At 70.3% G+C, this 26,828-nt stretch carries 23 protein-coding genes and 1 pseudogene; 10 read left to right on the forward strand and 14 right to left on the reverse strand.

Features of this window, described 5'->3' with window-relative positions:
- Positions 1–7 precede the first annotated feature (7 nt).
- The 6 genes from V1460_RS18360 to V1460_RS18385 form a co-directional block, all read right to left on the reverse strand.
- Positions 8–1,594: a SagB family peptide dehydrogenase gene (locus tag V1460_RS18360; RefSeq protein WP_338674732.1), complete on the reverse strand. Its 1,587-nt coding sequence runs from the start codon at positions 1,592–1,594 to the stop codon at positions 8–10.
- Positions 1,595–1,630: 36 nt separating this feature from the next.
- Positions 1,631–3,559, reverse strand: a complete 1,929-nt coding sequence (locus V1460_RS18365; RefSeq protein WP_338674733.1) for a TOMM precursor leader peptide-binding protein — start codon at positions 3,557–3,559, stop codon at positions 1,631–1,633.
- The gene (locus tag V1460_RS18370; RefSeq protein ID WP_338674734.1) at positions 3,546–5,720 is read right to left on the reverse strand and encodes a TOMM precursor leader peptide-binding protein; all 2,175 of its coding nucleotides are present in this window, start codon (positions 5,718–5,720) and stop codon (positions 3,546–3,548) included. The genes V1460_RS18365 and V1460_RS18370 overlap by 14 nt, the downstream gene beginning before the upstream one ends.
- A 5-nt stretch (positions 5,721–5,725) precedes the next feature.
- Positions 5,726–7,528, reverse strand: coding sequence for an AfsR/SARP family transcriptional regulator (locus V1460_RS18375; RefSeq protein WP_338674735.1), 1,803 nt, complete (start codon positions 7,526–7,528; stop codon positions 5,726–5,728).
- A gap of 8 nt (positions 7,529–7,536) precedes the next feature.
- On the reverse strand, positions 7,537–7,809 hold the full coding sequence (locus V1460_RS18380) for a hypothetical protein (RefSeq protein WP_338674736.1): 273 nt from the start codon (positions 7,807–7,809) through the stop codon (positions 7,537–7,539).
- Between the two features lie 682 nt (positions 7,810–8,491).
- Positions 8,492–9,013, reverse strand: a complete 522-nt coding sequence (locus tag V1460_RS18385; protein WP_407077624.1) for a VanZ family protein — start codon at positions 9,011–9,013, stop codon at positions 8,492–8,494.
- Between the two features lie 1,138 nt (positions 9,014–10,151).
- On the opposite strand from V1460_RS18385, the gene V1460_RS18390 reads away from it, so the two are divergent.
- The 3 genes from V1460_RS18390 to V1460_RS18400 all read left to right on the forward strand — a co-directional run bounded on the left by V1460_RS18390 (position 10,152) and on the right by V1460_RS18400 (position 12,455).
- On the forward strand, positions 10,152–11,153 hold the full coding sequence (locus tag V1460_RS18390; RefSeq protein WP_338674737.1) for a DUF6192 family protein: 1,002 nt from the start codon (positions 10,152–10,154) through the stop codon (positions 11,151–11,153).
- 2 nt (positions 11,154–11,155) lie between these two features.
- On the forward strand, positions 11,156–11,575 hold the full coding sequence (locus V1460_RS18395; protein ID WP_338674738.1) for a RacP protein: 420 nt from the start codon (positions 11,156–11,158) through the stop codon (positions 11,573–11,575).
- A gap of 67 nt (positions 11,576–11,642) precedes the next feature.
- Positions 11,643–12,455, forward strand: coding sequence for an IS5 family transposase (locus tag V1460_RS18400; RefSeq protein ID WP_338674739.1), 813 nt, complete (start codon positions 11,643–11,645; stop codon positions 12,453–12,455).
- Positions 12,456–12,545: 90 nt separating this feature from the next.
- Here V1460_RS18400 and V1460_RS18405 read toward each other — a convergent pair whose 3' ends face one another.
- On the reverse strand, positions 12,546–13,532 hold the full coding sequence (locus V1460_RS18405; protein WP_338674740.1) for a S41 family peptidase: 987 nt from the start codon (positions 13,530–13,532) through the stop codon (positions 12,546–12,548).
- Positions 13,533–13,774: 242 nt separating this feature from the next.
- Here V1460_RS18405 and V1460_RS18410 point away from each other — a divergent pair, with 242 nt between their 5' ends.
- The 4 genes from V1460_RS18410 to V1460_RS18425 all read left to right on the forward strand — a co-directional run bounded on the left by V1460_RS18410 (position 13,775) and on the right by V1460_RS18425 (position 18,512).
- The gene (locus V1460_RS18410; RefSeq protein WP_338671414.1) at positions 13,775–15,355 is read left to right on the forward strand and encodes an IS1182 family transposase; all 1,581 of its coding nucleotides are present in this window, start codon (positions 13,775–13,777) and stop codon (positions 15,353–15,355) included.
- A 284-nt stretch (positions 15,356–15,639) separates the two neighbouring features.
- Entirely contained in the window at positions 15,640–16,608 is a 969-nt protein-coding gene (locus tag V1460_RS18415) for an NAD(P)H-binding protein (RefSeq protein WP_338674741.1), read from the forward strand.
- A 246-nt stretch (positions 16,609–16,854) separates the two neighbouring features.
- Complete coding sequence (locus V1460_RS18420) at positions 16,855–17,208, forward strand: hypothetical protein (RefSeq protein WP_338674742.1); 354 nt, start codon at positions 16,855–16,857, stop codon at positions 17,206–17,208.
- 305 nt (positions 17,209–17,513) lie between these two features.
- On the forward strand, positions 17,514–18,512 hold the full coding sequence (locus V1460_RS18425) for a linear amide C-N hydrolase (protein WP_338674743.1): 999 nt from the start codon (positions 17,514–17,516) through the stop codon (positions 18,510–18,512).
- Positions 18,513–18,684: 172 nt separating this feature from the next.
- Here V1460_RS18425 and V1460_RS36425 read toward each other — a convergent pair whose 3' ends face one another.
- The 3 genes and pseudogenes from V1460_RS36425 to V1460_RS36435 form a co-directional block, all read right to left on the reverse strand.
- On the reverse strand, positions 18,685–18,825 hold the full coding sequence (locus tag V1460_RS36425) for a protein-arginine deiminase family protein (protein WP_407077483.1): 141 nt from the start codon (positions 18,823–18,825) through the stop codon (positions 18,685–18,687).
- A gap of 39 nt (positions 18,826–18,864) precedes the next feature.
- Positions 18,865–19,083, reverse strand: coding sequence for a hypothetical protein (locus V1460_RS36430; RefSeq protein WP_407077658.1), 219 nt, complete (start codon positions 19,081–19,083; stop codon positions 18,865–18,867).
- A gap of 91 nt (positions 19,084–19,174) precedes the next feature.
- A pseudogene (locus V1460_RS36435) lies at positions 19,175–19,267 on the reverse strand (hypothetical protein); the annotation flags it as partial.
- Between V1460_RS36435 and V1460_RS18435 the strand changes: the two are divergent.
- Positions 19,245–19,610: an RNHCP domain-containing protein gene (locus tag V1460_RS18435; RefSeq protein WP_407077484.1), complete on the forward strand. Its 366-nt coding sequence runs from the start codon at positions 19,245–19,247 to the stop codon at positions 19,608–19,610. The pseudogene V1460_RS36435 and the gene V1460_RS18435 sit on opposite strands and share 23 nt — an antisense overlap.
- Positions 19,611–20,295: 685 nt before the next feature.
- On the forward strand, positions 20,296–22,893 hold the full coding sequence (rph, locus tag V1460_RS18440; RefSeq protein ID WP_338674745.1) for a rifamycin-inactivating phosphotransferase: 2,598 nt from the start codon (positions 20,296–20,298) through the stop codon (positions 22,891–22,893).
- 430 nt (positions 22,894–23,323) lie between these two features.
- On the opposite strand, the gene V1460_RS18450 is transcribed toward rph, so the two are convergent.
- The 3 genes from V1460_RS18450 to V1460_RS18460 form a co-directional block, all read right to left on the reverse strand.
- On the reverse strand, positions 23,324–23,548 hold the full coding sequence (locus V1460_RS18450; RefSeq protein ID WP_338674746.1) for a hypothetical protein: 225 nt from the start codon (positions 23,546–23,548) through the stop codon (positions 23,324–23,326).
- Positions 23,549–23,739: 191 nt separating this feature from the next.
- Positions 23,740–24,588: a rhomboid-like protein gene (locus tag V1460_RS18455; protein WP_338674747.1), complete on the reverse strand. Its 849-nt coding sequence runs from the start codon at positions 24,586–24,588 to the stop codon at positions 23,740–23,742.
- A gap of 144 nt (positions 24,589–24,732) precedes the next feature.
- A complete protein-coding gene (locus V1460_RS18460) occupies positions 24,733–24,915 on the reverse strand; it encodes a hypothetical protein (RefSeq protein WP_338674748.1) in 183 nt (60 codons plus the stop codon).
- Between the two features lie 582 nt (positions 24,916–25,497).
- Between V1460_RS18460 and V1460_RS18465 the strand changes: the two genes are divergently transcribed.
- Positions 25,498–26,082: a hypothetical protein gene (locus tag V1460_RS18465; RefSeq protein WP_338674749.1), complete on the forward strand. Its 585-nt coding sequence runs from the start codon at positions 25,498–25,500 to the stop codon at positions 26,080–26,082.
- A 153-nt stretch (positions 26,083–26,235) separates the two neighbouring features.
- On the opposite strand, the gene V1460_RS18470 is transcribed toward V1460_RS18465, so the two are convergent.
- Positions 26,236–26,799: a restriction endonuclease gene (locus tag V1460_RS18470; protein WP_338674750.1), complete on the reverse strand. Its 564-nt coding sequence runs from the start codon at positions 26,797–26,799 to the stop codon at positions 26,236–26,238.
- Positions 26,800–26,828 lie beyond the last annotated feature (29 nt).

The raw sequence follows: 26,828 nt of genomic DNA on the forward strand, positions 1-26,828 counted from the left end.
GGCCCCCTCAGGCGATCTCGTACCGGAAGTCGGCCGGGGTGGGCCGCTCATGGCCGATCATCATGATCAGGAGTGGTGCCTCGCCGGTCTCCTGGAGACCGAGCTCCTCGATGTACGAGATGTTGTCGAAGCCCAGGGCGACTCCGCAGCCCAGCTCCATGGCGGAGGACGCCGTGTAGACGGCCTGCGACACGGCACCTACGGTGGCGTTGACGAGGCGGTAGCCGCGGTCGCCGACGGCATCGAGCACGGCGGTGGTGCGGATGGTCGGCACCAGCACCGCCCCGGCCTGTTCCAGGTTGTAGTTCGCCAAGAAGTAGTTCCGCTGGAGGAAGGCACCGGGGCTGCCCTCGGTGACGGACCCGAGGCAGTGGGCGTCGGGGTCGTAGGCGTACGCGCCCGGGGCGAGGCCGTCGACGTGGTTGACGAAGGCGTACAGGTTGACGAGCCGGGTCTCGCCCGTGCCGGTGTCCCCTCCGAGCCGGGCCCCCGCCATTGCGGCCTTCAGGCATGCCGCCAACTGGTCCTGGCCGACGGGCCGCCCCACCTCGAAGCGGCCGAAGCTGCTGCGGCGGCGGCGCAGCGCGGTACGCACGTCCGTGTCCAGCGGCCGGGGTGCGGACAGCGGGACCTCGGTGCGGCTCGGTCCGGGGTCCGGAGCGGCAGAGGCGAGCGCTCCGGAGGCGGGACGCCGCGCGGCGTGCTCGGCGGTGACCGTCTGCATCCGCGTGACGGCGTCGAAGGTGAGCACGGTGCGAGACCGCTCGGCGTCCCGGTGGCGTACGGCCGCCGGGACAGGGGCCGACGTGGTGCGGGCGCCGCGCCATCGCAGGGGGACGACCGCGAAGACGCCCTCCTGCTCGGTCCGTATGCCGAGCAGCCGGGCCAGCCGCTCCTCGTCGAACCACATCAGCGGCTCGACCTCCAGGCCCCTGGCCCGGGCCCACATGCGCCAGGTCTGCACAACGGTGCCGACGTCCATGCTGACTGCGTGGAAGGAGAAGCTGTTGTACTTGAAGGCGTTCTGCCAGTACTTGACCGCGAGCACCACGAACTGGTCGGTCGCACCGGCGCCCGGGGCGGTGTCGCCCAGGGCCGCGCGCAACTCGCCCGACACATCGCCGGTCAGCAGTCGCTGCATGGCGTGGTGGCGGGTCGCGTAGTAGTGGACGCCAGGCGGTACGGGCCCGCTGGGGCCGGAGACCCAGTAGACGCTCACGGGGTAGAGGCCGCCACCTGACGCCGTGCCCCGGGACCAGTTGGCGAGCGGATAGCTCGGCAGACTGGCGAGGTCCGTGTTGGCCTGGACACCCAGGCGGCGGCCGGTCAGCCCGTACGAGTCGTACAGCATCCCGGACAGCGCTTCCAGGTCGAACATCCCGTCGGCCGGGCCGGCGTCCGGGCCCAGTTCCAGGCCCCGGTCGAGCGACGCGTCCGCCGGATAGCCGCTGCCGGGCAGCGGCATGGTGTCCACACCCGGGTAGTACTTGGTCTTGCGGGGGCCGTCGGCCCAATCAGGCACGAATGCGGCGGGTTCCATCGCGACCCGCCCGCGCCGCATGATCGCGGCCGCGTACTCTTGGGCGTATCCCATGACGTGCTCCTCGGTGGCTCGGTCGGTAGGGGGCGCTCACGGGAAAGGGTGCGGCGCGGGGTTGAAGTCGGCGGGTACGAGGTCGTGATCACGCAGCCCGGCCTCGCGCAGGGCGGTGCGCAGGCGGGGCATGCCCAGCGCGCGCTGGCGTGTCCGGCCGAAGTCGATCGGCAGGAGCCCGGGCACGATCACGCTGACCGTGGTCAGTCCCAGGTCCCGCTGTTCCGGCATGGTCTGGTCGACCACGATCACGTCGAACCCGGCGCCGGTGACCGCCTTGACGCACCACTCCAGGTCGTCCCGCAGATCGTCCGACACCTCGGGCGCCGGACAGCGCGCGTCCGCGCCGTAGAGCTCCGTGAAGGACCGCCGGGGCTTCCTGGGCGCGCCGGGCTCCCCGATCAGGAAGTGCGCGTGTTCGCCCATCTCCGGGACGCCGTACGCGAGCGGGTGGTCGTGCAGGGCCTCGACCTTGTCGAAGTCGTCCGCCATGGCCCGCAGTCGCTCCCAGTCGCGCTCCGTGCGGCTTTGGAGATTCACCGCGTCGGTCGCGATCTCGCACAGGGCACCGGCAAGCGCGGCCTCCGGGTCGAGTCCGGCGCCGCCGCCGAAGCACATGCGGCCGAGGCCGCCGTCGGGGCGTACCGCGACGCCGGTCACGACCGGGATCGGGAAGGTGATCCGGGTATCGAAGAAGCGGGCCTCGTAGCCGTACATCTCCAGCCGGTCCACCATGGCCCGGGTGGCCGGGCGGGCGCTGGTGCGGGGATCGATCTCGGGGAGTGCGGCCCGGCCGTACCAGGTGAGCAGGAAGGCGTCGCGCTCCACGACCTCCATGAGGCCGCAGTACACGGCCTCTTCGAGGCAGCCACCGGAGGCGCAGCCGTTGGATGACTCCTGGACGAAGCGGTTCTCCAGCCCCGGTGCGTGGTAGTACGTCAGCACCTCGGGGACCAGGACCGGTTGCCGGTCGGCGAGCGAATAGCCCCAGACCCAGGGGATCTCGCGGTCGGGACGGAACGGTGCGACGGCGGGGTTGGCGCGGTGGAAGGCGTCGGAGTACAGGCCGCAACGGCGGGGGTCCAGTGCCGCCTTGCCCTGATTGCGAAGGCCCTCCAGGGAGTCCAGCACCCCTGCCCGCCTGGTGCGGGCGCGCATGCCGGCGTAGCGCTCCAGTCCTTCCAGGACCCCGATGCGCATGCTCTGGGCGAATGTGTCGGCATGGCCGCCCCAGAACGTCTCCCGGAGGTAGGCGCCCGAGCGCATGGAGAAGCAGCCGATGGTGGCGGAGGTGGACAGGGAGGACACGTCCTGGACGACGGACGACCCCAGGGACCCGCAGACGGGGTTGGTGTAGGCCTCGGGGGGGAGGTCGTAGGCACCGGCGTCCCGGACGCGGAAACTGCCGGGACGGTGCTTGGGGGCGGAGCGCAGGCGCAGGACGGCGGCCTCGGGAGTGTCGGGTTCGGGCTCCGCGCAGGCGGGGCACTCGGGGTCCGGCACCAAGGGGTAGGCGCGGGAACGGAGCGTCTCCAGGTCCACGACGTGGACGAGCGGGTAGGCGCCGGTGACGGGCCCTGTGCCACCGGAGGCGCGGGCGGCGATCAGCCCCGCGAGAGCTTCGGCGGCGAACGGGGTCAGGTACGGGGTCTCCCCCGCCGCCCGGGTACCGGCACCCAGTTCCAGCGCCTCACGCAGGGGGACGGAGCGGACCGCCTGCCAGCGGCGGTCCAGGCACAGGCCGCACGGGCGCCGCACGTCGCGAGCCGTCCCGCTGAACGGCCCGACGATGACCTGACGGCCGTAGTGCCGTACGGGCACGGCTGCGAACCGGCGGTCGCCGTCCGCCTTGAAGGCGTCTCGGACACCAAGGGGCGCGACGTCGAGTTCCACGCTGACGCCGTACCGGGCGAGTGCGACGTGCAGCTCCTGCTCCAGGCGGCGCGTCGCGTCAGTCACGGGCATGGGCAGCGTCCTCGGGGTCGGTCGTGAGGAGGACGTAGGCCGCGCTGATGCCACCCGACGGCAGGTCGGCGGGGGTCGTCGGGACATGGAGGGCGTCCCGGCCGGCGGCCCGGAGGCGGTCCAGGATCGTCGGGAAGTCCGTCGTGACCGCGTTCACGGCCATCGGCCGGCCGGTGACCGCGATCGTCTCCGGCGCCAGGTCGCCCAGCAGCGGGTCACCGAGGTCCACCGCGGTACCGGGGTCCTCCGCCGCCAGTTGGACCCCGCCCAGGAGATCGCGGAGAGCCGAGCAGGCCGCTGCCCGGCCGGACAGTCCGGCGCCGACCGCCCAGCGGCCGTCGGCGGCCCTGGCCAGGACGGTGTGCGCCGAAGTACGTGCGGCCTCGCCCAGGTCGAGCAGTTCGACGTCGACGCCCAGGGTGCGGGCCGACTTGAGCAGGAAGACCGACTCCGGGGCGTCGTCCGCCTCGTCGGCGGCCAGCAGCCGCACCTGTGTCGCTCCGCGGACCGCGCGCAGCAGGGCGTCGTGGCTCAGCGCCGACAGCAGGCCCCGGCCCGCCGCCGTCTGAGGGGTGGGGCCGGCCCCGGCCCCCGCGCGGGTGGCGAGGATCGACCGGGCCCGGTTGTGCTCCCCGAAGGGACGTACCGCGGCCGTGGGGACCCGGATCGGCTCCTTGGTGAGGAGGGAGGTCGCGATGGTCCACGACGTGACCGTCCCGCCCTTGCCGCCGCCGGTCGTCAGCCGATCGGGGCCGAGCGCGGTGGCGACGTCCCTGCCCGACGCCCCGGCGTCGGCCGGCACCACATGCTCGACGTACGTCTCGGCAGCCGCGTACAGCGCCCTCATCCGCGCACCCGCCAGATGGTGCACGTCGAAGGCGGCGATCGTGCGCCGTACGCCGGCTCCGAGGGCGACCTCGACCCGGCTGATCTTGAGGGGGGTCTGGGTGATCTGCTCGTCGTCGTAGCGGCGGAAGACTCCCGTGTACGGACGGACCAGCGCGCCGCTGATCCGGTTGAGGTCCTCGACAAGGGTCTCGGCGTCGCGTGCGGTCTCCACGGTCGCGGTGGCGGGGAGAGCGAGTTCGTCGGGGAGCGGGGAGCCCCCGGTGGTGGTGAGCGCGGCGCAGCGGCGGCAACGGGGATGGGGCAGCACAGGCTCGGCGACGACGTCCAGCGACTCCAGGTCCTGCACGAGGACCTGCTGCCTGGTTTCGGGCGGCAGGGCTTCGGTGGTGAGCCGGAAGACCTCGTAGCCGAGGAGGTTGCCGGTCATCGAGGCGACGGGCCCGGTCGGCAGTACCCGGCTTGCCCGGGGCGTGACGCTGCCGGTGACGGTGGCCCAGAGATCGGCGGCGGCTCCCTCGTCGGTGTTGCCGCCGAGCCGCAGGGCCGCGCAGGTCCAACAGCCGGTGGAGGTGGCGGTGGCGAGCGGGCCGGTGACGGTGTGTCCGCCGAAGCCCCAGGTGGGGATGAGGGTGTGCCCGTCGGGCACGCCCTCGGTGAGCAGCCGCCGGGTGGTGGCCGCCGCTTCGGAGCCGGTGACGACGACGACTTCGTAGCCGGTGAGCTCCGGCCACCCGGACACCGCGGGCAGTCGGGCTATGCGCACCGGGCTGTCGTCCGCGTCGAGTTCGCCGGCCTCGCGAGCCACGTCGGGGAAATCGGTGGTGACGGCGATGTGGGCACAGCCGTTGCGGACCAGGCTGAGCGCGCACCAGCGGGCGACGTCGTCTTCGCCGAGGACCGCGACACGCGTGTCCCGGAAGCGGGCGAAACGCGCGGGCGCTCCGTCGGAGTAGTGGTCGATGTACGCGATCTGTGCGGAGAACCGGCGGGCCGGGCCGGTCGTGGCGCCCGGTTCGGCGGTGTCCTTCTCAGGGACGTCGCGGGCGAAGTCGCGCTCGTAGAGGGTCTTCACCAGTTCCGCCGCCATGGCGCGCTGGGGCGGTCCGAAGCCTTCGCAGATGTCGCCCAGGGTGTGCTGTCCGGCAAGGTGCGGGACGAGGAGGGAGGCGAAGCGGTAGGCGGTGCGGCCCGTGAGGTGGAAGCCGCCGTCCGCGTTGTGGAACAGCACGCCGCCGGGGGTCTCGGTGAACAGCACGTCCCTGCGTATGCGGGGCCGGGTCGCTGCGAGTGCGTCGAACGTGGTGTCGACCATGGGGGTCACGCTCTCTCTGTGGTCTCGGGGCGTGGGCCGCCTGCTGCGGCGGCTCTGCGGGCGTACGCGCGAAGCAGTTCGTGCACTCGGTAGGGGCCGGGGGGCCCCTCTTCCAGGAACCCGGCGTCGACCAGCCGTTCCAGGAGTTCCTCGGCCTCGGCGGCGCCGGTACCGAGGGCGGAGACGCCGTCCTGGGCCGGGAAGGCGGCCGCCGGCAGGGAGCCGACCCCCACGAAGGCGTCGGCCAGTCGGGGGGCGAGCCGGTCGAGGGCGGCGTCGAGCACCCGGATGACGGACAGCCCCGGGTCGTCCGCCAGGGAGAGCCGGGCCAGCGGGTCGTCGGCCAGCCAGCCCGCGGCGTCCGCGAGACCGAGCGCGGGACGGGTCAGCAGCCTGGCCGCGATGATGCGCAGAGCGAGCGGGAAATACCCGCACAGCGCGGCGAGTCGGCGTGCCGCGGCCTCTTCCGGCTTGACCCGTTCGGCACCGATGGTGGCGACGAGCAGTCGGTGCGCGTCCTCCTCTTCGAGGGTGGACAGTCGGTGGACGCGACCGCCGTGGGTGGCCACCAGGCCGGCGAGTCCCCTGCGGCTGGTGATGATCACGGCCCCGCCGGACACTGCCGGGAGCAGCGGCCTGACCTGGCCGGCGTCGACGACGTCGTCCAGGACGAGAAGCACCGGAGCGCCGGGTTCGCGGACCCGCAAGGCCGTCTCCACCGCGGCGGCGGCCTCGGTGGCGTCGCGCGGCCGGCCGTCGGGGTGCACCATCGGCACGTGCAACCGCCCGCCGGGGAACCTGTCCCGTACCCGGTGGGCGACGTGGTGGGCGAGTGCGGACTTGCCTATACCCGGGGCGCCCGAGAGCAGGATCGTCACGGCCTCGTCGCGGGCCTCGGTCAGCTCGGCCTCCATTGCGGCGGTCTCGGCCGCTCTGCCGGTGAAGGAGGGCACGGGGGGCACCGGAACCACCGGAAGCGGCGGGTCGCCGCGGTCCTCGGCCGGGGATCGGCGGACATCCGCCGTGCCGATCGCGGCAACTGCCCGCACGCCGTCGGCCGACGGCCCCAGGTCGTCGCCTCGGAGGATGGCCAACTCGAGCCGGCGCAACCCCGGGGAAGGGTCGACACCCAGTTCCGCGAGCAGGTACCCCTTGACCCGCCGGTATTCGGTCAGCGCCTCGCTCTGCCGCCCGCTGCGGTACAGCGCCTCTATCAACTGCTCGTGGAACCGCTCGTTGCCGGGGTGGGCACGTGTCTCGCTCCACAACGCCACCAGTGCCTCCCCGCAGCGGCCGAGTGACAGTTCGAGATCGCAGACGCGCTGCACGGTGCGCAGCCGCTCCTCGACCAGCCGCGGAGCCTCGTCCCGGTGCAGCACCTCAGAGCGGACGTTGGCCAGCAGCGAGCCGTGCCACAACGCCAGCGCATCCTTGAGCGCGCGTAGCTCCAACTCCGGGGTGTGGGCGAGACGGGCTGCGTGGCGTACCCCGTCCCGGAACCCGATCACGTCGAGGCTCCGCGGTCCCGCGCTGATCCGGTAGCCGCCGGGGACCGCTTCGATCGGGGTGTCCACCACTCCGTGCTTGACGAAGAGCCGCCGCAGGCGCAGGACGCAGGTCTGCAGCGCCGCCTTCGCCGCGGCCGGTTGTTCCTCACCCCAGATGGCTCGCTGCAGATACTCGGCGGACACCACGCCGTTCGCATTCAACAGCAGAGCGGCCAGCAGGTTGGTCGGTTTGGAAGGTGGGAGCACGACGCTTTCCATGCCGTCCGTGATGCTCAACGGCCCCAGTACCTCGAATCGCATCGCCGTGCCTAGTCCCCACCGTTGAGCGGCGTGCGCGGACCGACCGGTGCGGCGGTCGGCTGCCGCCGCTGGGCCGTGGCCCGGTGAAGGGGCCCTTGGACCGCCTGCGGGAGTGACGGCCCCGCCGCGGTTCCGCCGGGCCGGTGGCACCTGCCGTCGCCCCCGGTGGGCACGATCGCCACCCCCGCCGTACCGGCGCCGACCGCCAGTACGGCGCGTGCACGGTCCGAGGCGGCACCGGCGCGTGTCTGCCCTGCCGACGTCTTCGTCGTTCCCGCCATGCTTCGCCCCCCCCAGATCGCTCCGCTTCGGTCGTTTTCGCGGTGCGCGTCACGATGTCAACGACATCTCCGCGGCAGCGCGGGCGTCCCCCCGGCCGTACTGCCGTAACGGCGTGCCCGGCGCCAGGTGGTGGCCACCACGGCGGAGCGCGCTCATCATTCGCGCCCCTCATTGTCATTGTCAAGATCCTTGTCAACAGCGGAATTTGATGAAAAATCAACTCTCTTGAGAGCCACACCCCAACCGCCCATGATCGTTTGTTTTCCGCTGGCCAGGCCTGGTTTTGATCGGGGCGGGGGAAGGATGCCGGCTTCTTGCCCGCTCGACGGCCGAGCGTTGGACGCGGATGGATGAGCGGCCTGGCGAGCCCCGTTCCGGATTCGCCCTGGTGGGGACGTGCCACGGTTCAGGTGCGGACCACGACGGCCGCCCCTCGGGGTGTCGCTGTTCAGCGCCGGGCATCGGCGACCGGGAGCGACGACGGCGACGTGGGCGCGCGATCCAAGGGCCGCGCCCTCAGAGCCTGATGCCCCGTTCGTGGAGCAGGAGCATTCCGACGGAGGCGATCACCACGCTCATGGCATGGGCGCGGTCCTGGGGAGCAACGCATGCTCCGATCCGCGGCTCCCAGACGTACAACCTCGCGGGGCGGCGGCGAGTCCAACGGGGTGAGGCGCTGCGCTACGGGCTGCCACAGGACACGCCTGCGCGGACGGGGCGCCGCCCGAGCAACAGGCAGCCCAGCAGCGCACCCGTGGTGTTGAGGATGACGTCGTCGATGTCAAAGGCTCGGCCGGTGATCAGCGTACCCTGGGCCACCTCGACCAGGATCATGACGAGGGCAGTCACCGCCGCCACCCGCAGCAGACCCCGCGCCTTCGGCAGGAGCACCGGCAGAAGTACGCCGAAGGGAACACCCAGCAGCACGTTGCCACCGAGCTGTCCGACCGTGTCGAGGAACGCGGGCTGGCCGATGTACTCACGTATGGAGTCCCCGGGACGGAGGTTGCTGTGGGTCAGTGCCTCCGAGGCCGCCGAAGGCTCGAGCGTGAGCCGGGCAAGGACCACGCTGAACGCCACGGTCCCGGCGAAGGCCAGCAGCACGGCCAGTCCGCGCACGAGCGGTCTGGTCGGCCGGCCGCCATGCACCGCGCTCTCGTCGGCTTCCGTAACCGAGGTGTCGTCCGATGCGGCCTGCGTCATCATCGCCCCTACCCCAGTCCGTTGACGTCCCAGCTCCGGTACCCCCGCCGGTTAGGCCCGACATGCCCGGAGCGCGCCACGTCACGGTGAACGGCGTATGGCATCGGACCGAGCCCTACCGGGCATCCCCGGCATGGTGGACGGACCGGCCGCTACAGGAATCGGCGAATCGGGGCGACCGACGCCTCCTCTCTCCGGGGCCGGCAGCGGGCCGCTCTCGGCTCCGCTCGCCGCCATCGCAGCGCGCAATCCGGAGCACACGCCGGTCGGCTCGGACTCGGGCGCCTTCGACACCACATGTCAACTGGCCGGTGCGCCAGGGAGTGCAGCCACCGGAGCCATCCTCCAAGCCGACCTCGGCAGCACCCCGACCACCGGGACACAGGCCGCTGTCGCTTTCTGGCGGGGATGGGCTGCGGCCGGAGCAGCCGAACGGACGTCCCGTTCTCGTCCCCGAGGGCGTCATGGCGCCGCGTCGACACCCAGGTCCGCGCCGCCGAACCCGCGCTCCGTTCGAGTGACTGCCGTGCCTCGACCACCTGGAGCGGGGGTCTCCGCGCAGTGACCTACCGCCCCCGGGCGCTGCGTCCGGGCCCATCCCTCAGTGCCTGTTTCTGAGCCCCGGTTCTGAGTAGCCTTGGGTCCTATCGCTGGCGTGGTGTCCGAGAGCACCGGGCGGGCCGGGGAGAGGAACTGTCGGGCTTGTGGCGACCGGTTGAGGCCGGGGGCGAGGCCGCAGGCGGTGTTCTGCTCGTCGGCGTGTCGTGCCAGGCAGTGGCGTACGGAGCGGCGGTTGCGCAAGCGTCTGGCGGCGGTGCGGGACGGTTCGGGCGAGGTCGAGTGCCCTCAGTGCGGGGCCCGTTGGGTGGCTGGCGTCGACCGGAGGTCGACGGCCGTGTACTGCTCGACGCGGTGCAAGGTGAGGGCCTGGAGGGCCCGGAAGGAACTGTTCGGCGAACGGTCACAGTGACCGTATCGCGAACGCATCCTGAGTCCGACTTCAGTCACCAGACGGTCATTTGCAGTCAATCGTTGTGATCTTCCGATTTGCGGTCTGACTCTCGGCTGAAGGAAGCGGGCCCTGTCCCGTCACGGCGAGAGGTGCCGTGCCCCGGCCCGCGCATGGGTGGTGAAAGCCATGCCGGAGGAGATCGACAAGATCGGAAGTGTTTCCCAGCGGCGGTACGAGCAGATCGTGTCCGAGCTGCGGGACGTGGTGGAACAGCAGACGCGCGGGCAGTTCACGATCGGGGACCGCGCCCTGGAGATTGAGCCGATGAGGGAGCCGGGCGGCCACCAAGCGGTGGACCCGGAGTGGTCGGTGACCACGACGCTCACGCGGCTGGCCGAGGACATCGGCCTGAAGTTCAGCACAGTGAAGTCGGCGAGGTGGACGTCCTCGCGCTGGCCGGCTGGCCGTCGGCAGAAGGGCGTCTCCTACACCGTTCACCGGATCCTGGCCTACATCGAGAACGATCAGGAACGGTTCGCCGCGATCCTCACACCGCCTGGGGGCAAGGCCCGGTGGACGCCGGACGACGCCAGCCGACGGGTCGGGAACCGGGTCGAGACACCGGTGACGCCGAAGGAGAAGATCACCGCGATCCACACGCTCGCTCAGGACGACCAGGTCGCCGCGGCGGTGACCAGCGACTTCCTGAAGCGACCCGAGGTGACAGCCAAGGTGACCACGGTGGATAAGGCCCGGGTGGTGGAGGAGTTCACCCGCGACGAGCAAGTGGCCACCACTGCGGCCACGAACCTGCTGCGCAGGCCGGACGTCGCGTTCAAGGCGATGAGCGACGACACCGCCCGCTTCCAGGTCAACCATGCCCAGGTCGAGCGGTCCCGGCAAGCCCGCGAGCGCTTCGAGGACACCAGCCCGGTGGCCCCGGCGGTCCGTCACATCGACCGGACCGTGGAGTTCCTGGACCTGGTCACCGCCTGCCACTCGTTCGTCGCCGCGGCCGGTCGGGCCGTTCCTGGCCTGCGGGACCGCACGCTCGACGAGGACGAGCGCACGATCGTGCACGGGAACGTCGCGAAAGTACGGGCGACGCTCGACTGGATCGAGACCGCCGTCGACACCGGCAAGGTCGACATGGACGACGAGCTCGCCCGTCTGCTGCAGGGCCAGTAGTCATGCCCCGCGCCTCACGGCGCCGGGGCGAAGCCGCGCAGCGGCATGCTGACACCCTCCGGTTCGTCCTGTTCGAGGCCCGGCCCGCGGGGCTGGTGTTTCCTCAGTTGGTCCGCGCCAGCGAACTGTCCCCGAGTCAGGTCCGCGCCGGGCTGGCCTGTCTACGCGACGTCATCGCCTCCAACGGCTGGCCGCCGCTGATCTGGACCAGGGAGAACGGCTATCAGCTCGGCGCCGAGCGGGCCGCCCTGGAGGCATACGAGCGGGCGGTGGTCAACGAGAAGCTGACCGAGTTCCGCCGGTTCATCACCGGCACGGTCGCCCCACACGCCGCCGCCCATCCGAACGACAAATGGGTACGTCACATCGTCGCCCAGCTCAACTCCATCGAATCCACCCTCGACCTCATCGCCACCGCCTGAACCGTGAGTCCCTGCTTCCGGCCGACCGGCCGGAAGCAGGGGAAGCCGGGGCCTGAAGGACACCGTGATGCGTCGCCGCCGCTATCCCTCGGACATGTCGAACGCCGAGTGGGCCCTGATCGAACCGCTGCTGCCGACCCCGGCTTGCGACACTCCGACCGGCGGCCGGCCGGAGAAGCATCCCCGTCGCGAGATCGTCGACGCGATCCGCTATGTCGTCGACACCGGCTGCAAATGGCGGGCCCTGCCCGCCGACTTCCCGCCCTGGCGGACCGTCTGGGGCTTCATGGCCCGCTGGGCCGCCTGCGGCGTGATCGGCCAGATCCGTGACCACCTCGCCGGGCGGATCCGCCGCGACATGGGCAAAGGCCCAAGGGCGGTCGCTACCGTGATCGACTCCCAGTCCGTCAAGACCGCCGAGACCGTCGGCAAGGACTCCCGCGGCTACGACGCGGGCAAGAAGATCAACGGTCGCAAGCGGCACCTCATCGTCGACACTCGCGGCCTTCCCCTGTTCGTGATGGTCACTCCCGCCGACCTTCACGACAGCCACGCGGCCAAGGAAGTCCTCTTCCGCCTCCGCCTCATGCACCCGGAGATCACCATCGTCTGGGCAGACTCTGCCTACGCGGGCAAGCTCGTGACCTGGGCGAAGAAGCACCTCGGGCTCACGATCAAGACCGTCAGCCGCCCGAAGGACTCCTCAGGCTTCATCGTGCTGCCGCGTCGCTGGGTCGTCGAACGGACCTGGGCCTGGATGATGCACGCCCGCCGGCACGCACGCGACTACGAACGACTCGTCCAACACTCCGAAACCCTGATCACCTGGGCCGCGATCACCCTCATGACCAGACGTCTCACTCGGGGAACAAGAGCCTGAACCGCCTCTGCCCGACATCCCGCTCCGATCGCACGGTGACGTCGGCATCACCTGGCGCGAAAGCCGGGTTCAAGGCCCAGCACTCGGTAGTCACGGAGCCTTGCGGCAGCCGTCTTGAGTTCTGAGCCAGTCCGTAGCCGTCGTCAACACTTGGTCGTGTCCGCCCGTAACCGGGACATTTACGTCGGGGGCGATGGGCCCGCTGTAAAGGTTCCCGTTCCGGTCAGCTTCGCGGGCCACGGTCAAGATGACCAGCGCGCCGTCGGAGAGCTCGTACGGGGCGTTCGCGGTCGGGACACCGGCGGTCGGCTGCCCGAACGTGCGGGTGTTGGGCCGGCCTCGGAACGCGATGGTGACTGCCTCCGCGGCACTCGCGGTCCTCCCGCTGGTCAGCACGGCCACCGGCGGCATTGGCCGTGCGAGAGACGGAGGGGAGCCCCATTCGTCAATGTACTGGCGGGGTGTGCCGTTCTCGATCGTCCATGGAGCCTTCTCGCCGTCTGCGTAGACAGCTTCGCCGACCGTCCCGTCGCCGAGAATAGGCCCCACGGCGGCAAGCGGCCCCCACATGTCTCCGCCGCTGTTGCTCCGCATGTCGATGACCCAGCCGCAGGTGCCCTGTTCGTCGAGCGCGCTGACGGTCGAACGCGCCGCGCGGACGTACGGGGCTGCAACACGGTCGGACGGCACTGGCGGGAGCGTCAGATAGCCGATGGCGCCCGCGAGGTGGCGGCCTTCGGGGAGCATCAGGTCGTCAGCCGGCGCATTCAGGGCTTGGGACGCTTCCTGGGGGTCGAAAAAGGTGCTGTGCCGGTCGTCTAGGTCTCTCAACGCTTGCCGGATCGCCCCATAGGTCTCGGCAGGTGTCTGTGCCTTCTGGGCACGAGCAACGGCGTTCCGACGGACCTTTGGCCAGTCCACGTCTGCTGTGACGAGGGAGTGCTTCTCCATCACATCCAGCGCGGAAGTCAGGTAGGCGCTTGCCTCCGGGGTCATCCCGCTTACCGTCTCGACATCACCTTCGGCGGTGCACCCCGCCACCGTCAGTGCGGCGCAAATGAATGCGACCTTGGCCAAACCGGATATTCGGCCTCTTGTCGGCACTCTCATGGCACGTTCCTGATCTGATAGTGGTGATGCACGCCCGATAGATCCCACCCGTTAGAGATCTTTGCCGCAGGACCACCCGCGCCCCGCTCCAGGCATTTATAGATCAAACGTTCTCCCTCCCGGTACCGGGAGGGAGTTGTCGCTAGAAGATCACTGAAAATCTCGGGTTTGGGCCCCGCGGGTGGCCCCGCGGGGCCAGACTGCTGTGTGTGCAGGGGGAATGGGCCGGGGAGACGGTCGGGCCGGATGTGTGGGAGACCTGCCGGGAGCTGATCCCGGCAGGGAGTGTGTTCGCGTTCCTGGCCGAGCACCGCGAGCGGCTGCTGCCGCCGGAGATGTTCGCGGACATGTACCCCTCGGCCAACGGGCGGCCGAGCCTGCCGCCGCAGGTGCTGGCGACGGCGGTGGTGCTGCAGAGCCTGTTCGGGACCTCGGATGTGGAGACCGTGCTGGAGCTGCGGTGCGACCTGCGGTGGAAGGCGGCGTGCGGACTGGGGCTGAACGACACGGCGTTCGACCCGTCGCTGCTGACCTACTTCCGGCGCCGCCTGCAGCGGTCCTCGGATCCGGGGCGGATCTTCACCCGGGTCAAGGAGGTCGTGGCCGCCACCGGCATCCTGCGCGGGAAGCGGCGCCGCGCGCTGGACTCCACGGTGTTCGACGACGCGGTGGCCACCCAGGACACGGTCACCCAGCTGATCTCGGCGATCCGCCGGGTGATCCGCGAGGTCCCCGGCGCCGGCCGCGTCGCCGCCGGGCATTGCACCGCTCACGACTACACCGACCCGGGCAAGCCGAAGATCGCCTGGGACGACGAGCAGGCCCGCGCCGGGTTGGTGGACGCGCTGGTCACGGACGCGCTCAACCTGTTGGGCCGCCTGCCCGAGCAGGAGCTGGGCGAGCGGGCCGCGAACGCGGTCGGCCTGCTGGCGCTGGTCGCGGGCCAGGATGTGGAGCCCGCCGAGGGCTCCGACGGGCGCGACGGGCGCTGGCGCATCACCCAGGGGACCGTCCGCGACCGCGTGGTGTCCACCGTCGATCCCGAGGCCAGGCACATCCACAAGAACCGCACCCGCCACCAGGAAGGCTTCAAGGGCCACGTCGCCGTCGAGCCGGAGACCGGCTTATTCACCGAGGTCGCCCTCGCCGCGGGCTGCGGCCCCGAGAACCACGAGGCGAAGATCGCCGAGGACCTCCTCGCCGCCGAGGACGAGCCGTGCGAGGTGCTCGGCGACTCCGCCTACGGCACCGCCGACCTGCGCGACCACCTCGAACAGCAGGGCCACGACGCCGTCCTCAAACCACCCCCGCTTCGCGCGGCCGTGCCCGGCGGCTTCACCAGCGACGACTTCCACATCGACACCGAGAACGGCCAGGTCACCTGCCCTGCCGGGCACATCGTCCCCCTCGGCAAGCCCCGGAAGACCGGCTTGCGGCAGGCTCAGTTCAAGAAGCTGTGTGCCGGCTGCCCGCTGCGCGAACGCTGCACCACCTCCAAGACCGGCCGCGTCCTGCAAGTCCACCCCCAGCACCAGCGCCTGGCCGACGCCCGTGCCCAGGCCACCGACCCCGCCTGGAAAGACACCTACCGCCGCTGGCGGCCACCCGTCGAACGCGGCATCGCCTGGCTGACCACCAAAGGCAACCGCAGACTGCGCTACCTCGGCACCCTCAAGAACGACACCTGGCTCCGCAACCGAGCCGCCGCCCTCAACCTCCGACGGCTCGTCAACCTCGGCCTCGAAGTGGCCGCCGACGGCACCTGGACCCTGACCCCGGCCACACCGTGAAGCACGGAGGGCGGCCCCGCCACCGGCGGACCGCCCCCACAACAAGATTTTCAGCAGCCTTCTAGACCGACTCCACAGCATCCAACGATCGGATCGGCACGCCCTGGGCGTGTCTGTGCCAAGCGTTGACTGACGCCCCGGGATCAGAAACAGGCACTCAGGGGCTGGAAAGGCTCTGTACCTCCTCCGTCATCATCGCTACTCTTGGCGCTCCGGATCCGCAACCACTCTCCCGACAGGGAGTTGGCGCAAGATCTCCGTTGTCTGTACCGGAGGTGCTTGCCATGCCCGGCCTTCTGCCTGCCCCCGATGCGAACTCGATGCGGGCCCCGTCTTCGTTGCATCTGCTGACCGCCGTGAAGGCTCGGAAGGGTGCGGGCAGCAGCCCCACCGGGGTGGTGGGCCGACGTCTCGCCCGGTGCCTGCTCGCGGCCGGTGACCGCGTCCGCGTCCTGGCCGAGCCCGAGCAGGTGGCGGACTGGCCCGTCGGCACCGAGGTGCTCGAAGGCTCTGTCACCCGGCCCACGGAACGGGCCGAGGCCTTCGTCGGCGCGGACACCCTCTTCCTGGCGGGCGCGGTACCAGCCAGCGTCCGGGACGCCCTCGGCCTCGCCAGCGCGGCCGGTACACGGCGGATCGTCACCCTCTCGTCGCATGGGCCCGAGTACGAGGAGGCTTACCCGCCGGAGACTTGGTTCTGGTTGGCCGTCGAACGGGCCGTCGAGGCGTCGGGGATGGAGTGGACTCACATCCGTCCGTCCGCGGTGATGGGCGCGGTCCTGGAAGGTACCTATCCGGCCACGGGATCGGACTGGCCGGAGACCGTGCGACGCGAAGCGGCAGTCCGCGAGGCGTTCATCGACACCGGCCACTACCCCTTCGTCCACGAGGAGGACCTGGCCGCCGTTGCGGCGACGGCGCTCCGTAGCACCGACCACGTGGGTGCGGTCCTGGAAGCAGTCGGGCCCCCACTGGCGACCCGCGACCGCCTTGAGAGCATCGGCCGGGCCATGGGCCGCCCGATCACCGCCGTCGACCTCGCTCCGGAAGCCTGCCGTGATGCCTGGCGCGAGCAGGGTTGGCCGGACGATGGCATCGAGGTCACCCTCTTCGCGCTCCGTGAATACACCCTCCGCCTCGATGAACTCACACAGTGGACGCTCGACCAGCGCCCCGGCATCACCGATCTGACGGGCCGCCCTCCACGCACGTTCGACGACTGGGCCGAGGAGCACGTCCACATCTTCCGCTGAAACGACACCCTTGGAGATTGAGGGCTGTCCCGTAATCCCCGGCGGGCGCGCGGCGACAGCTACGGCACTCCCCTGGCTTCGCCGGGAGGTGCCCCCACGCTGCGTTCTCGAACGCCCGAATACGCCCAGTACGAGGGCGACCCTCCGCCTTGCGCTGCGTCCCCTCGGCCCCAAGGGCCGGGGAGACCCCATACATCTGACGCCGCGCTCTGATCCACCGCGGACTACGGGGCAGCCCTCAGGCGAGTGCGGTGCACGGCATCCTTCACCGCGCGCTCCCTCGATGCCTTCCTCGACCGCAGCGGCGGCGACCACCCGCGCGGCCACAAGGTCGGCCCATATGGCCACGCCGGGGGCCCTGCGAGCACGGGTCTGCTGCTCGGCGGGTGCGCTGCTCGGCGGGCTGCCCCGCAGTCCCGCCGAGTGAAGGCCGCCGGCCTCGGGCGTTACACGGAGGCCGTCACCATGTCCTCTGCCGCTGAGCCTCGCCCGGTCTTCCGAGCCGGCCGCGGTCTGCTGGAGGATGTGCGAGCCGCGGTCCTGGCCGCTGTCTGCGTGCTGGTACCGCTGGTCTGCGAGGCGCTGGCGCGGCATGACTAGCGCGTGTCCCGCGAGGCCGCCGGGCACCAGGAGGACGCGCTGGCAGTCCGGCACCGGCCCCGCGGGACGACCGGCCCACTCCCCCACCGAATCGGCACACGGCGCCGGGACCGTACGCCGCTGCCCCGACAGGGCTGATCAAGGTATCTTCCGCCCAGTGAGGTGGCAGGCATACCGGCTGGTGGCAATCCTTCAGGCACAGGCACAGGCACAGGCACAGGCACAGGCGGCGCGGGGTCGTCCGGAGGCACGATGGCCCTCCGGTGCCTGGGCTCAACAAGGGACGCACACGAGAGGGACGAGTCATGTGCACGCGGATTCTGTGGAACACGAACGGCCGCGCCGTTCTCACCGGCCGCACGATGGACTGGCCGGAGTCGACCGAGCCGGTCCTGACCGTCTTTCCCCAGGGGCTGAAGCGCGACGGCGGCAAACTGGCAGGCACCACGGTGGTCGCCGACAACCCCCTGCTGTGGACGAGCGACTACGGCAGCCTGGTGACGACGGTCTACGGCGCGGGCACGGCCGACGGAATCAACGAAGCCGGCTTGGCGGCGCACATGCTCTATCTGGACGACAGTGACCCCGGCCCCCGCGATGCGGACCGTCCTGGTCTCCAGATCGCCCTCTGGATCCAGTACCTGCTGGACTGCGCCGGGAGCGTCGACGAGGCCTTGGACCTGCTCGGCACCTTCCAACTGGTGACGGTCGGGTTGCGGGGCTTCGCTGCCACGGTCCATGTGGCATTGGAGGACGGATTCGGAGACTCGGCGATCATCGAGTGCATCGCGGGGGAATGGCAGGTACATCACGGTCGCACGTACACGATCATGACGAACGCACCCGCCTACGCCGAGCAACTCCGCCTGCTTGAGGAGCAGGTGAACACCCTGCGGGAGCTCGGCCACGACGAGCCCGACAGCGAACTGCCCCTCCCGGGAAATGTCAACCCGGTCGACCGCTTCCAGCGCGCCGCCTACTTCAGCTCGCTGCTGCCCGAGGCAGCCGACGCACAGCAGTCGGTCGCCGCCCTCCTGGCCGTCACCCGCAATGCCTCCGTCCCGTTCGGCGCGCCTTACCGGTCGGGGCGGTTCGCGACCTACAACACCGAGTACCGCACCATCTGCGATCTCACGGGCAAGCGCTACTTCCTCGAACTGGCCACCAGTCCCAACCTGCTGTGGGCCGAGCTCGACCACTTCGACCTGGCGCCCGGCGCTCCCGTCATGGCGCTCAACCCCTCTGACCCCGCCCTCGTCGGGGATGTCTCGGCCGCTTTCACTCCGTGCCCCGCACCGTTCTGAGAAGGTCCCGCCACCCAATGCGCGTCCCAGGTCGGTGACGCCATCCGGTGGGTGCGCTCCGCTGCGTGGAACCGCCCCGGTGTGATGCCACCGCCCATGACCGCTTCGAGTCCGAGACCAGGGCTCCCGCCAAGGCGAAGGCGATGCGGCCCTGGCACGAACCTGTCCGAACCTACGAGGACCGCCACCAGGCGGAGGATGCGTCCCGCAGGGTGTTCGTACCGCCGTGCACCTCGCCCGCGCCGAGGTGGTACGTGTACCAGTCGTCGATATACGAGACCTTCATGCCGGCCTTCGTGTACGCGGCTGTCACCGCCTCAGTGAACACGTCCTTGCCGTCGATCAGCGGGCCTCACTGCCGGGGAGCCAGATAGCGGTCCCGCCCGAGCAGGATGCCGTTGACCGCGCCGGTTACGTACGCACTGGTCATGGCCTCGTCCCGGACCGCGGACCGCGGACCGTCGCGGTGCAGCCTGAGCTCCTTCTGCTGCCCGTACTCGCGTACCGAATCCGGTACCGGAATCCCATCGGTACCCATGCGCTTCAGTCGCGGCATCACCGTGGCACCCACGCTCGCCTTCTTCCGCACCGCGTGTGCAGGGAGCGGGCACCCGAACGACCTCGGTGTCGGTCACACGGGTCTCGCGCTTGAGGATTTCAAGGTTCGTCTTGATGCGCTGCGCGGCCATGCGATTGTCCTTCACCAGGTGAACGGATGCGAGCGCCTGGTCGATGGCCTCCTTGGGCGCGGGCATGCCCACCGGCTTCACCTGCGAGAATTGCGGCGGGGTGGTCGTGGCGTTGGTCAACGGAAGCTACCGCAACCACTGCCCGCACTGCCTGCACTCGCTGCACGTGGACATCTCGCCTGGAGACCGTGCCGAAGACTGTCGCGCGCTCATGCGCCCGATCGCCGTCGAGCACCACTCCGCCAAGGGCTACATGATCGTCCACCAATGCACCGGCTGCGGCATACGCCGTCGCAATCGCATGGCCGACGACCCGCGCCAAGGCGACGACCTCGACACGGTCCTTGCCCTCATGCGGCTCAGCCATCGCGAAGCAGGACACACCAGTCGGCGCCGGACACACATCTGACGCCCGCGGCTCCCGCCCACGGCGGGAGCCGTTCTCCTCCACCGGTACTCAGCACCGAGCATCCCGTCTCGGGATCAGAAGCGGGTTCGCAGACTGAGGCGCACTCGTGTCCGCCGGGTGGAGTCGATGTGACGCGGACGGTTCCAGGGCGCAGGGGCTTGATCCGGGCGTGGCCCCACGGTTCGTCCGGGACCGCGGCCCCGCGCGCTCGTCGGGTCCCGTCGTCGGTCCCAGCGGAGGGCAATGGCAATGGCAAGGAGGGCGCTTCCTCCTTGCCGTCTTCAACTTATAGCGCGCCGGGGGGCTTGCCGCAAGACCCGGGTCACGCCGCAGAATCGTCGACCGACACCACAAACAGCGACAGTGGGGGCACGGCTCGCAAGTGCTGCTGTCGACGCACGCGGGCCGTGGTCACATCGAACCGTGGTGGGTCGGCAAGGAGGTCGCGGGTGTTTCGGCGCCCGCGCGGGGTGCGGGAGTGCGCTCCGCCCGGTCGGGCGGAGCGGCCCGCCGACTCGTCAGGGAGAAGGCGACGAAGGATGAGGACGTGCTCGGCAAGAGACTCGCCGCGGTGAGAGGCCTCGAAACTGGAAGCCACAGAGCTTGGGCGCCGGAACCGGAGGCGCCGGTGATTCGATCGACCACCCCCGTGCAACGGAGCACGGCTGTTTCGGAGGTACCGCCCATGACTGATGCGTACGTGTTGGATCTCCGAGAGATCGCCGGCACGCACGCCGCTGTCGTCGGTGGCAAGGCCGCCCACCTGGGCGAGCTTTCGCGGATCGAAGGCATCCGCGTGCCCGGCGGCTTTTGTGTGACCACGGACGCCTTCCGTCGGGTCGTGGCGGAGGCGCCGTCGATCGGCGACAGCCTCGAACGGTTGTCGCGCCTGAACCCCGACGACCGGGAGGCGATCCGCACTCTCAGCGAGCTGATTCGTCGGACCATCGAAGGAACTGCCATCCCAGCCGATCTGGCCGCAGCGATCAGCGGCGCGCTCGCCCCGCACGGTGAGCACACCGCCTACGCCGTCCGGTCGAGCGCGACGGCAGAGGACCTTCCGACGGCATCCTTTGCCGGTCAGCAGGACACCTACCTGAACGTCCTGGGGCCGACGGCGGTTCTCCGGCACATCAGCCGGTGCTGGGCCTCGCTGTTCACCGAGCGAGCCGTGGCCTACCGCCGGCGGAATGGCATCGATCACCGCACGGTCCGCATGGCCGTGGTCGTACAGCGGATGGTCGTCCCGCATGCGGCCGGAACCCTGTTCACGGCCGACCCCGTCACCGGCAACCGGAAGGTCGCCACCGTGGACGCCGGGTTCGGCCTCGGCGAGGCCGTCGTATCCGGCAGGGTGGACCCGGACGTCTTCACGGTGCGACACGGTGCTGTCGTCGCCAGGGCGATCGCCGCCAAGCGGCATGCCGTTCACGCCCTGCCGGACGGTGGTACGCGGGTAGTGGCGATCGACCCGCAGCGCCAGGAGCAGCCGGCGCTCACGGATGCGCAGGCCGTACGGCTCGTGCGGCTCGGACGGCGGATCGAAGCGCACTTCGGCCGCCCCCAGGACATCGAGTGGTGCCTGGTCGATGACGACTTCCGGATCGTCCAGAGCCGTCCGATCACGACGCTGTTCCCCGTCCCCGAGGCCCGCGACCAGGAGAACCACGTATACGTCTCCGTTGGCCACGGCCAGATGATGACCGACCCCATGAAGCCCCTCGGGCTCTCCATGTGGCAGCTGACGACCATGGTGCCGATGCACGAGGCCGGCGGAAGGCTCTTCGTCGACGTCACCCGGCGACTGTCCGCACCCGCGAGCCGAGCAGACCTCCTGGACGCGATAGGGAAAGGCGATCCGCTGATCAGGGATGCGCTGGAAGCCGTCCTCGACCACGACGGTTTCGTCCCGTCGCTCCCGGAAGCCGGGCCCGGCGAGCCACGATCTGCGGGAGTGTCCACCCCGATCGAGACCGATCCGGCCATCGTCGCTGAGTTGGTCGAGCGCAGCCGGGTGTCCATCGCGGCTCTGGAACGCGGCATCCGGACGAAGACCGGAACGGAGCTGTTCGACTTCCTGCTCGAGGCCTTCGAGGAACACAAGCGTGTCCTCGGCGATCCGCTGAGTACTCAGGCGATCATGGCGGGGATGGAAGCCACCTGGTGGCTCAACGACAAGCTGCAGGAATGGCTGGGCGAGAAGAACGCCGCTGACACACTCACGCTGTCCGCCCCCGGCAACGTCACGTCCGAGATGGGACTGGACCTGCTCGACGTCGCGGACGTGATCCGCCCATGGCCGGAGGTGGTGGCGTTCCTGCAGGGCGTCGAGGACGAGGGCTTCCTGGACGAACTGGCGAAGCCGGTCGGTGGGACGGAAGCGCGTGACGCCCTGGAGGCCTACCTCGACCGGTACGGAATGCGGTGCGTCGGCGAGATCGACATCACAAGGCCGCGTTGGCGCGAGCGGCCCACCACGCTCGTGCCCGTGATCCTCGACCACATCAGGACCTTCGAGCCGGGCGCCGCCGAGCGGCGCTTCGAGTCGGGGCGGCAGACGGCGCGGATGAAGGAACAGGAGGTGCTGTCGCGCCTGCGGGACCTGCCCGACGGGGATCGGAAGGCCGACGAGGCGAAGCGAATGATCGACCGGGTCCGAACCTTCATCGGGTACCGGGAGTACCCCAAGTACGGCATCGTCAGCCGCTACTTCGTCTACAAGCAGGCCCTGCTGGAGGAGGCCGCGCGCCTCGTGCGGGCCGGTGTGCTTGCCGAGCAGGAGGACGCCTTCTATCTCACGTTCCAGGAATTCCACGACGTCGTTCGCTCGAACCAGGTGGATCACCGGCTCGTCCGGCAGCGCAAGGAGGCGTTCCGCGCGTACCACGCGCTCACGCCACCCCGGGTTCTCACGTCGGATGGGGAGGCCATCACCGGGGCGTACCGGCGCGACGACGTACCTGCCGGCGCCCTGATCGGCCTCCCTGTTTCCGCCGGGACCATCGAGGGCCGGGCGCGAGTCATCCTCGACATGGCGGACGCCGACCTCGAAGCGGGCGACATCCTGGTCACGACCTTCACGGACCCCAGTTGGTCACCACTGTTCGTCGGAATCGCCGGCCTGGTGACTGAGGTGGGCGGCTTGATGACCCATGGCGCTGTGGTCGCCCGGGAGTACGGCTTGCCGGCCGTCGTGGGCGTGGATCAGGCAACCCGACTGATCCGGGACGGGCAACGGATCCGCGTGCACGGAACCGACGGGTACATCGAGGTCCTGCCCTGACCGACCGAGGCGGGAAGCCGCACCCGTGAAGCCCACCCACGCCTCCTCGGTGCGGCCGCCGATCGCGACCGGGGTTCTGCGACGGTTCGTGCCGCGGTCCTGGCGGCGGGATCCGTTCACCGCTGACCGGCCAATCGACGACGACAACGGCGGCGAGCAGGTCCGCCACACCCGCCCAGTCCCGTGCCTGCGTGCGGTTCCACAGCTCCTGGATGGTCTTCGAGGGTTCCATGGCCGCATCCTCTCAGCACGCCCGCACACCTGCGATCGTGTTGATCGGAGCAATGGTCGAATCGGAGTCCGATCCAGCCCGCGGGAGTTCCGGGAAGACTTCCCGGAAGGATTCGGGCTCGCCGAGGAAGCGCCCCGGCGGGGCCTTCAGGTGGAGGGCGGTACGCGCCTATGCGTCTCGGTCGGACGGCGGCGCGGGTCAGAGCTTGTGCATCCCTCTGTAGGGGGTGACGATCCGGACCTGGTACGTACCGAAGTCGACAACGGCCGTCTCACTCGCCGGTTCCATGGCGACGACCCTCCCGAGGCCGTGCCGGTCGTGCGAGACGCGATCCCCGGGCGCGAAGTGCTTGAGGGGTGGCTCAGCAGGAGCCTTGAACGGGCTTGTGGGCATGTGGCGCCGGGGCGCAGGTCTCTTTGTCATCGCAGCTCAGTATGCGCGGAGACACCCCCCTTGCCTACACGCGAACTTGCGTTCGAATTTCGTTCGAAGGGTAACCGGGGTGTCCGGTGGACGAACCCGACAATCGACCCTCGGCCACACCGCGCTCGGCTCATCGGAGACTTCCCCCGAGACTCCGACCCGCCCGCCCCCGCTCCTGGCGCGTCGGTCGGTCAGGAGTGCCGCGGGCTACCTGCCTGCTGCACGGTGGGCGCGGCCGGCGGGGAGGGGCTGTCTGTTTCCGCTGCGGGTGACGCCAGGTCCGGGCCGCGGTCCGAGCCCGGTCCATCCGAGTCCGGCACGACGCTGTGAGGGGCAGACGACGGCCCCGCTTCCTGGGACCGTGACCGCACGAGTCGCGAGACGATGACGATTCCGAAGCCGATGAGTGCCGCGACGATGTGGCCGATAGTGGTGAAGTCCGGCAGCGGCCCCATCCATTCCAGGCCCCCGATGGGCCAGGCGAGTACGAACACAGCCCACGGAAGCCCGTACCGCCGCGGCATGGCCAGTATGCCGAGCGCCAACACCGTCTGGGCGCCGTAACTGACGCCGTAGTCCGAAGCCTGCCGTACCGCGGTCGGGTACCAGTCCTGCCGCAGTGCGACGATGATCACTACGGCGGTGAGCAGGGTGGCCGCGATGTGTCCGCCGAGGAAGGCGGCCGCGGCACGCAGCGTGCCCCAGCGGCACTCAGCCCAGGCCAGGAAGCCGCCGACGCCGAGGCCCAAGGTGATCAGGGTGCCGATGAAGTCCGGTGAAGCGACGTCCGTGAGCGTGCCGTCGAAGAACAGCGCGCTGCCGAGCAGCGCCGCCACCGGATGATCACGCAGGTTGTCGGGGTTGGTGCTGAGGAAGTCGAGCAGGGCGACTGCCCGTTCGTCCGAGAGTCCATACCCGAGCCAGGCATGTCCGCTCAGGAGCAGGCAGACATAGGCGAAGGTGAGAGGTGCACGGCGCGGGTACGCCCTGGCGGCACGGAACAGCCGACTCAGCGGCCCGGACGGCGATTGGGAGCTCATACGATGCCATTGTCCTGGTGGAGCCGAGGCGCCGGAGCAGCGGGGCGGCAGGATCCGGCAGTCGGCCGGGCAGCCTGGCTCCGGCGAGGGTCGGCTCTCCGCGTGTGGACGACGGGCGGTGATCCCGTGTCACAAGCGCAGGCCTCACCGCGCTTCCTTCAAGGTCTCGGCGGAGGGCGACTGCCTTCGGCCTCGCTCGCCCACCAGGTCGAAGACCACGGCGGTGCCGATCGCCGCCCCCGCTCCGAGCAGTGCGGCTCCCACCGTGTCGGTCAACCAGTGGTACGGAGTACCGGGGGCACCGGCCTGGGCCTCGGCATCGCGCACGCGGTGACCGTTGCGCACGGGCGGCGAGTCGAGCTCGCCAGCCGCCCGGGCCGCACCGTTTCCCGAGTGGTGCTGCCTCGGTGTCGCGGGAGGAACCCGGGGGCCGCGACACGGCGATCTGAGGTTTTCTGCAGGGAGACGGACCGGCGGCATCGCGAAGCCGGCACGGCCGACCCGTTCCGGAGGCAGCCGAGACCGCGTGCCCGTACATCCGATCGACCGTCCAGCTGATCCGGCGAACCGCAACGCGGTCCCTGTGACACGAGCCGGACCGGTGAGACGATGGCCCGGACGGGCCGATCGGCGGTCGGCTTCACCTCTCCTGGGGGTCCCATGGACATCCGGCTACCGTTTCGGCTCCTCGCGGCAACCACCTTGGCCGGCCTGATGCTTGCCTCCTGCAGCGGCTCGGGCGGGGCCGCGCGCACGCCGGAATCGCCGTCCGCCGTATCGACGACCCCCGAAGCGACGGGCACCGGCGTCACACCGTCATCGCCGTCAGCCACGTCATCGACCACACAGGGCCCCGCAACACCCGGCCCCGGCAGCTCGCCACCACTGGGCTCATCGGGCCTCCAGCCCGTGTGGCCGTTCAGCACACTCGCCCAGGCCCAGGCGTGGGAACGTTCCTACGCGTCCAGCGGCCACCAGCCCTGGCATCTCGACCCGGCCGACACCGCGCTCTCCTTCACTCGCGACTACCTGGACTTCACCGAGATCGACCGGATCACCTCGCGTACCGTGAGCGGTCGGCACGCCCGCATCGGCGTCGCACCGACGGGGACCGAAGGCGGCACCGCGGCAGTGATCCACCTCGTGCGGTTCGGCACCGGCCCGAACGCCCCGTGGGAGGTCGTGGGCACCGACGACACGACGTTCTCTCTCAGCACGCCCGTATACGGATCACTCGCGCGCTCACCGTTGAGGACAGGCGGCCGGATCTCCGGAGTCGACGAGAGCATCCGCGTTCAGGTGCGCCAGCCATCGTCGACCGGGCCGCTCGGCACCTCGCCGTGCTGCACATCGGCGGGCGGTGACAAGCAGCCCTGGCAGGTGACCGTCCCGTTCTCCGGCGCTCGGGACCCGGTGCTCACGGTCGTCGCCTCCACCGGCGGGCACGTCGCCGAAGTCGAACGCTTCACCATCACCGCGGTGCGCACCGGCTGACCGTAGCGGTCCCGGCGGGAGGCACCGGAGGACCTCTCGGGAGCCTCGGTCGCCGTCCACACCGCCAGAGGATCACCATCGCCCTTGACCCAGCCGCCGCGGAAGTGCTCGCCGGCGAGGGCGGCGACCTTCACCACGCCGAGGAGCCGCGAGTCAACGCGAGTCGTTCGAGGCCCACAGCGGGGAGGTCAGGCCTTGGGCCCAGGCCGTCAGCACGGATTGGTCGAGACAGAGGATGCCGCACTGCTCGGCGTACTCCTCGGCCGGGCCGGTGAACTCCCCCGTGGTCACCACGGCCGCGATCTGGGCGTCGTGGACGGCAAAGCACGTACCTCCGAAACGCTGCATGTCCTGCGACCCGACCTTGTTGACGGGGCCGTACCGCTTGCACTGGATGACGATGCGCCGTCCGTCGGGCGCAATGCCCAGCACATCCGCGCCCAGATCCCCCGCACCGCCCACCACCTGAACCTCGGTACAGCCATCGCGCTCGCAGAGAGCGGCGATCGCGCATTCGAACGCCTCGGGGTCCATCGACGCGAAGTCGTACGACCCATCGGTCGGTCGCGTTGCTTCCGGGGCGGATTCGGCGGCAAGCCGCCCGACTTTCCTGCGGCGCCCACCCCACAGTCCCAGGAAGACCAGGAACGTACCGATCAGCCAGATGCCCGCGAACGCCCCCGCCATACCCCAGACCCTGAAGAGGGATTTGATCATCAGACCGCATCCGCTGATCACCGTACCGG

This window comes from Streptomyces sp. SCSIO 30461, from assembly GCF_037023745.1.
Lineage (GTDB): Bacteria > Actinomycetota > Actinomycetes > Streptomycetales > Streptomycetaceae > Streptomyces.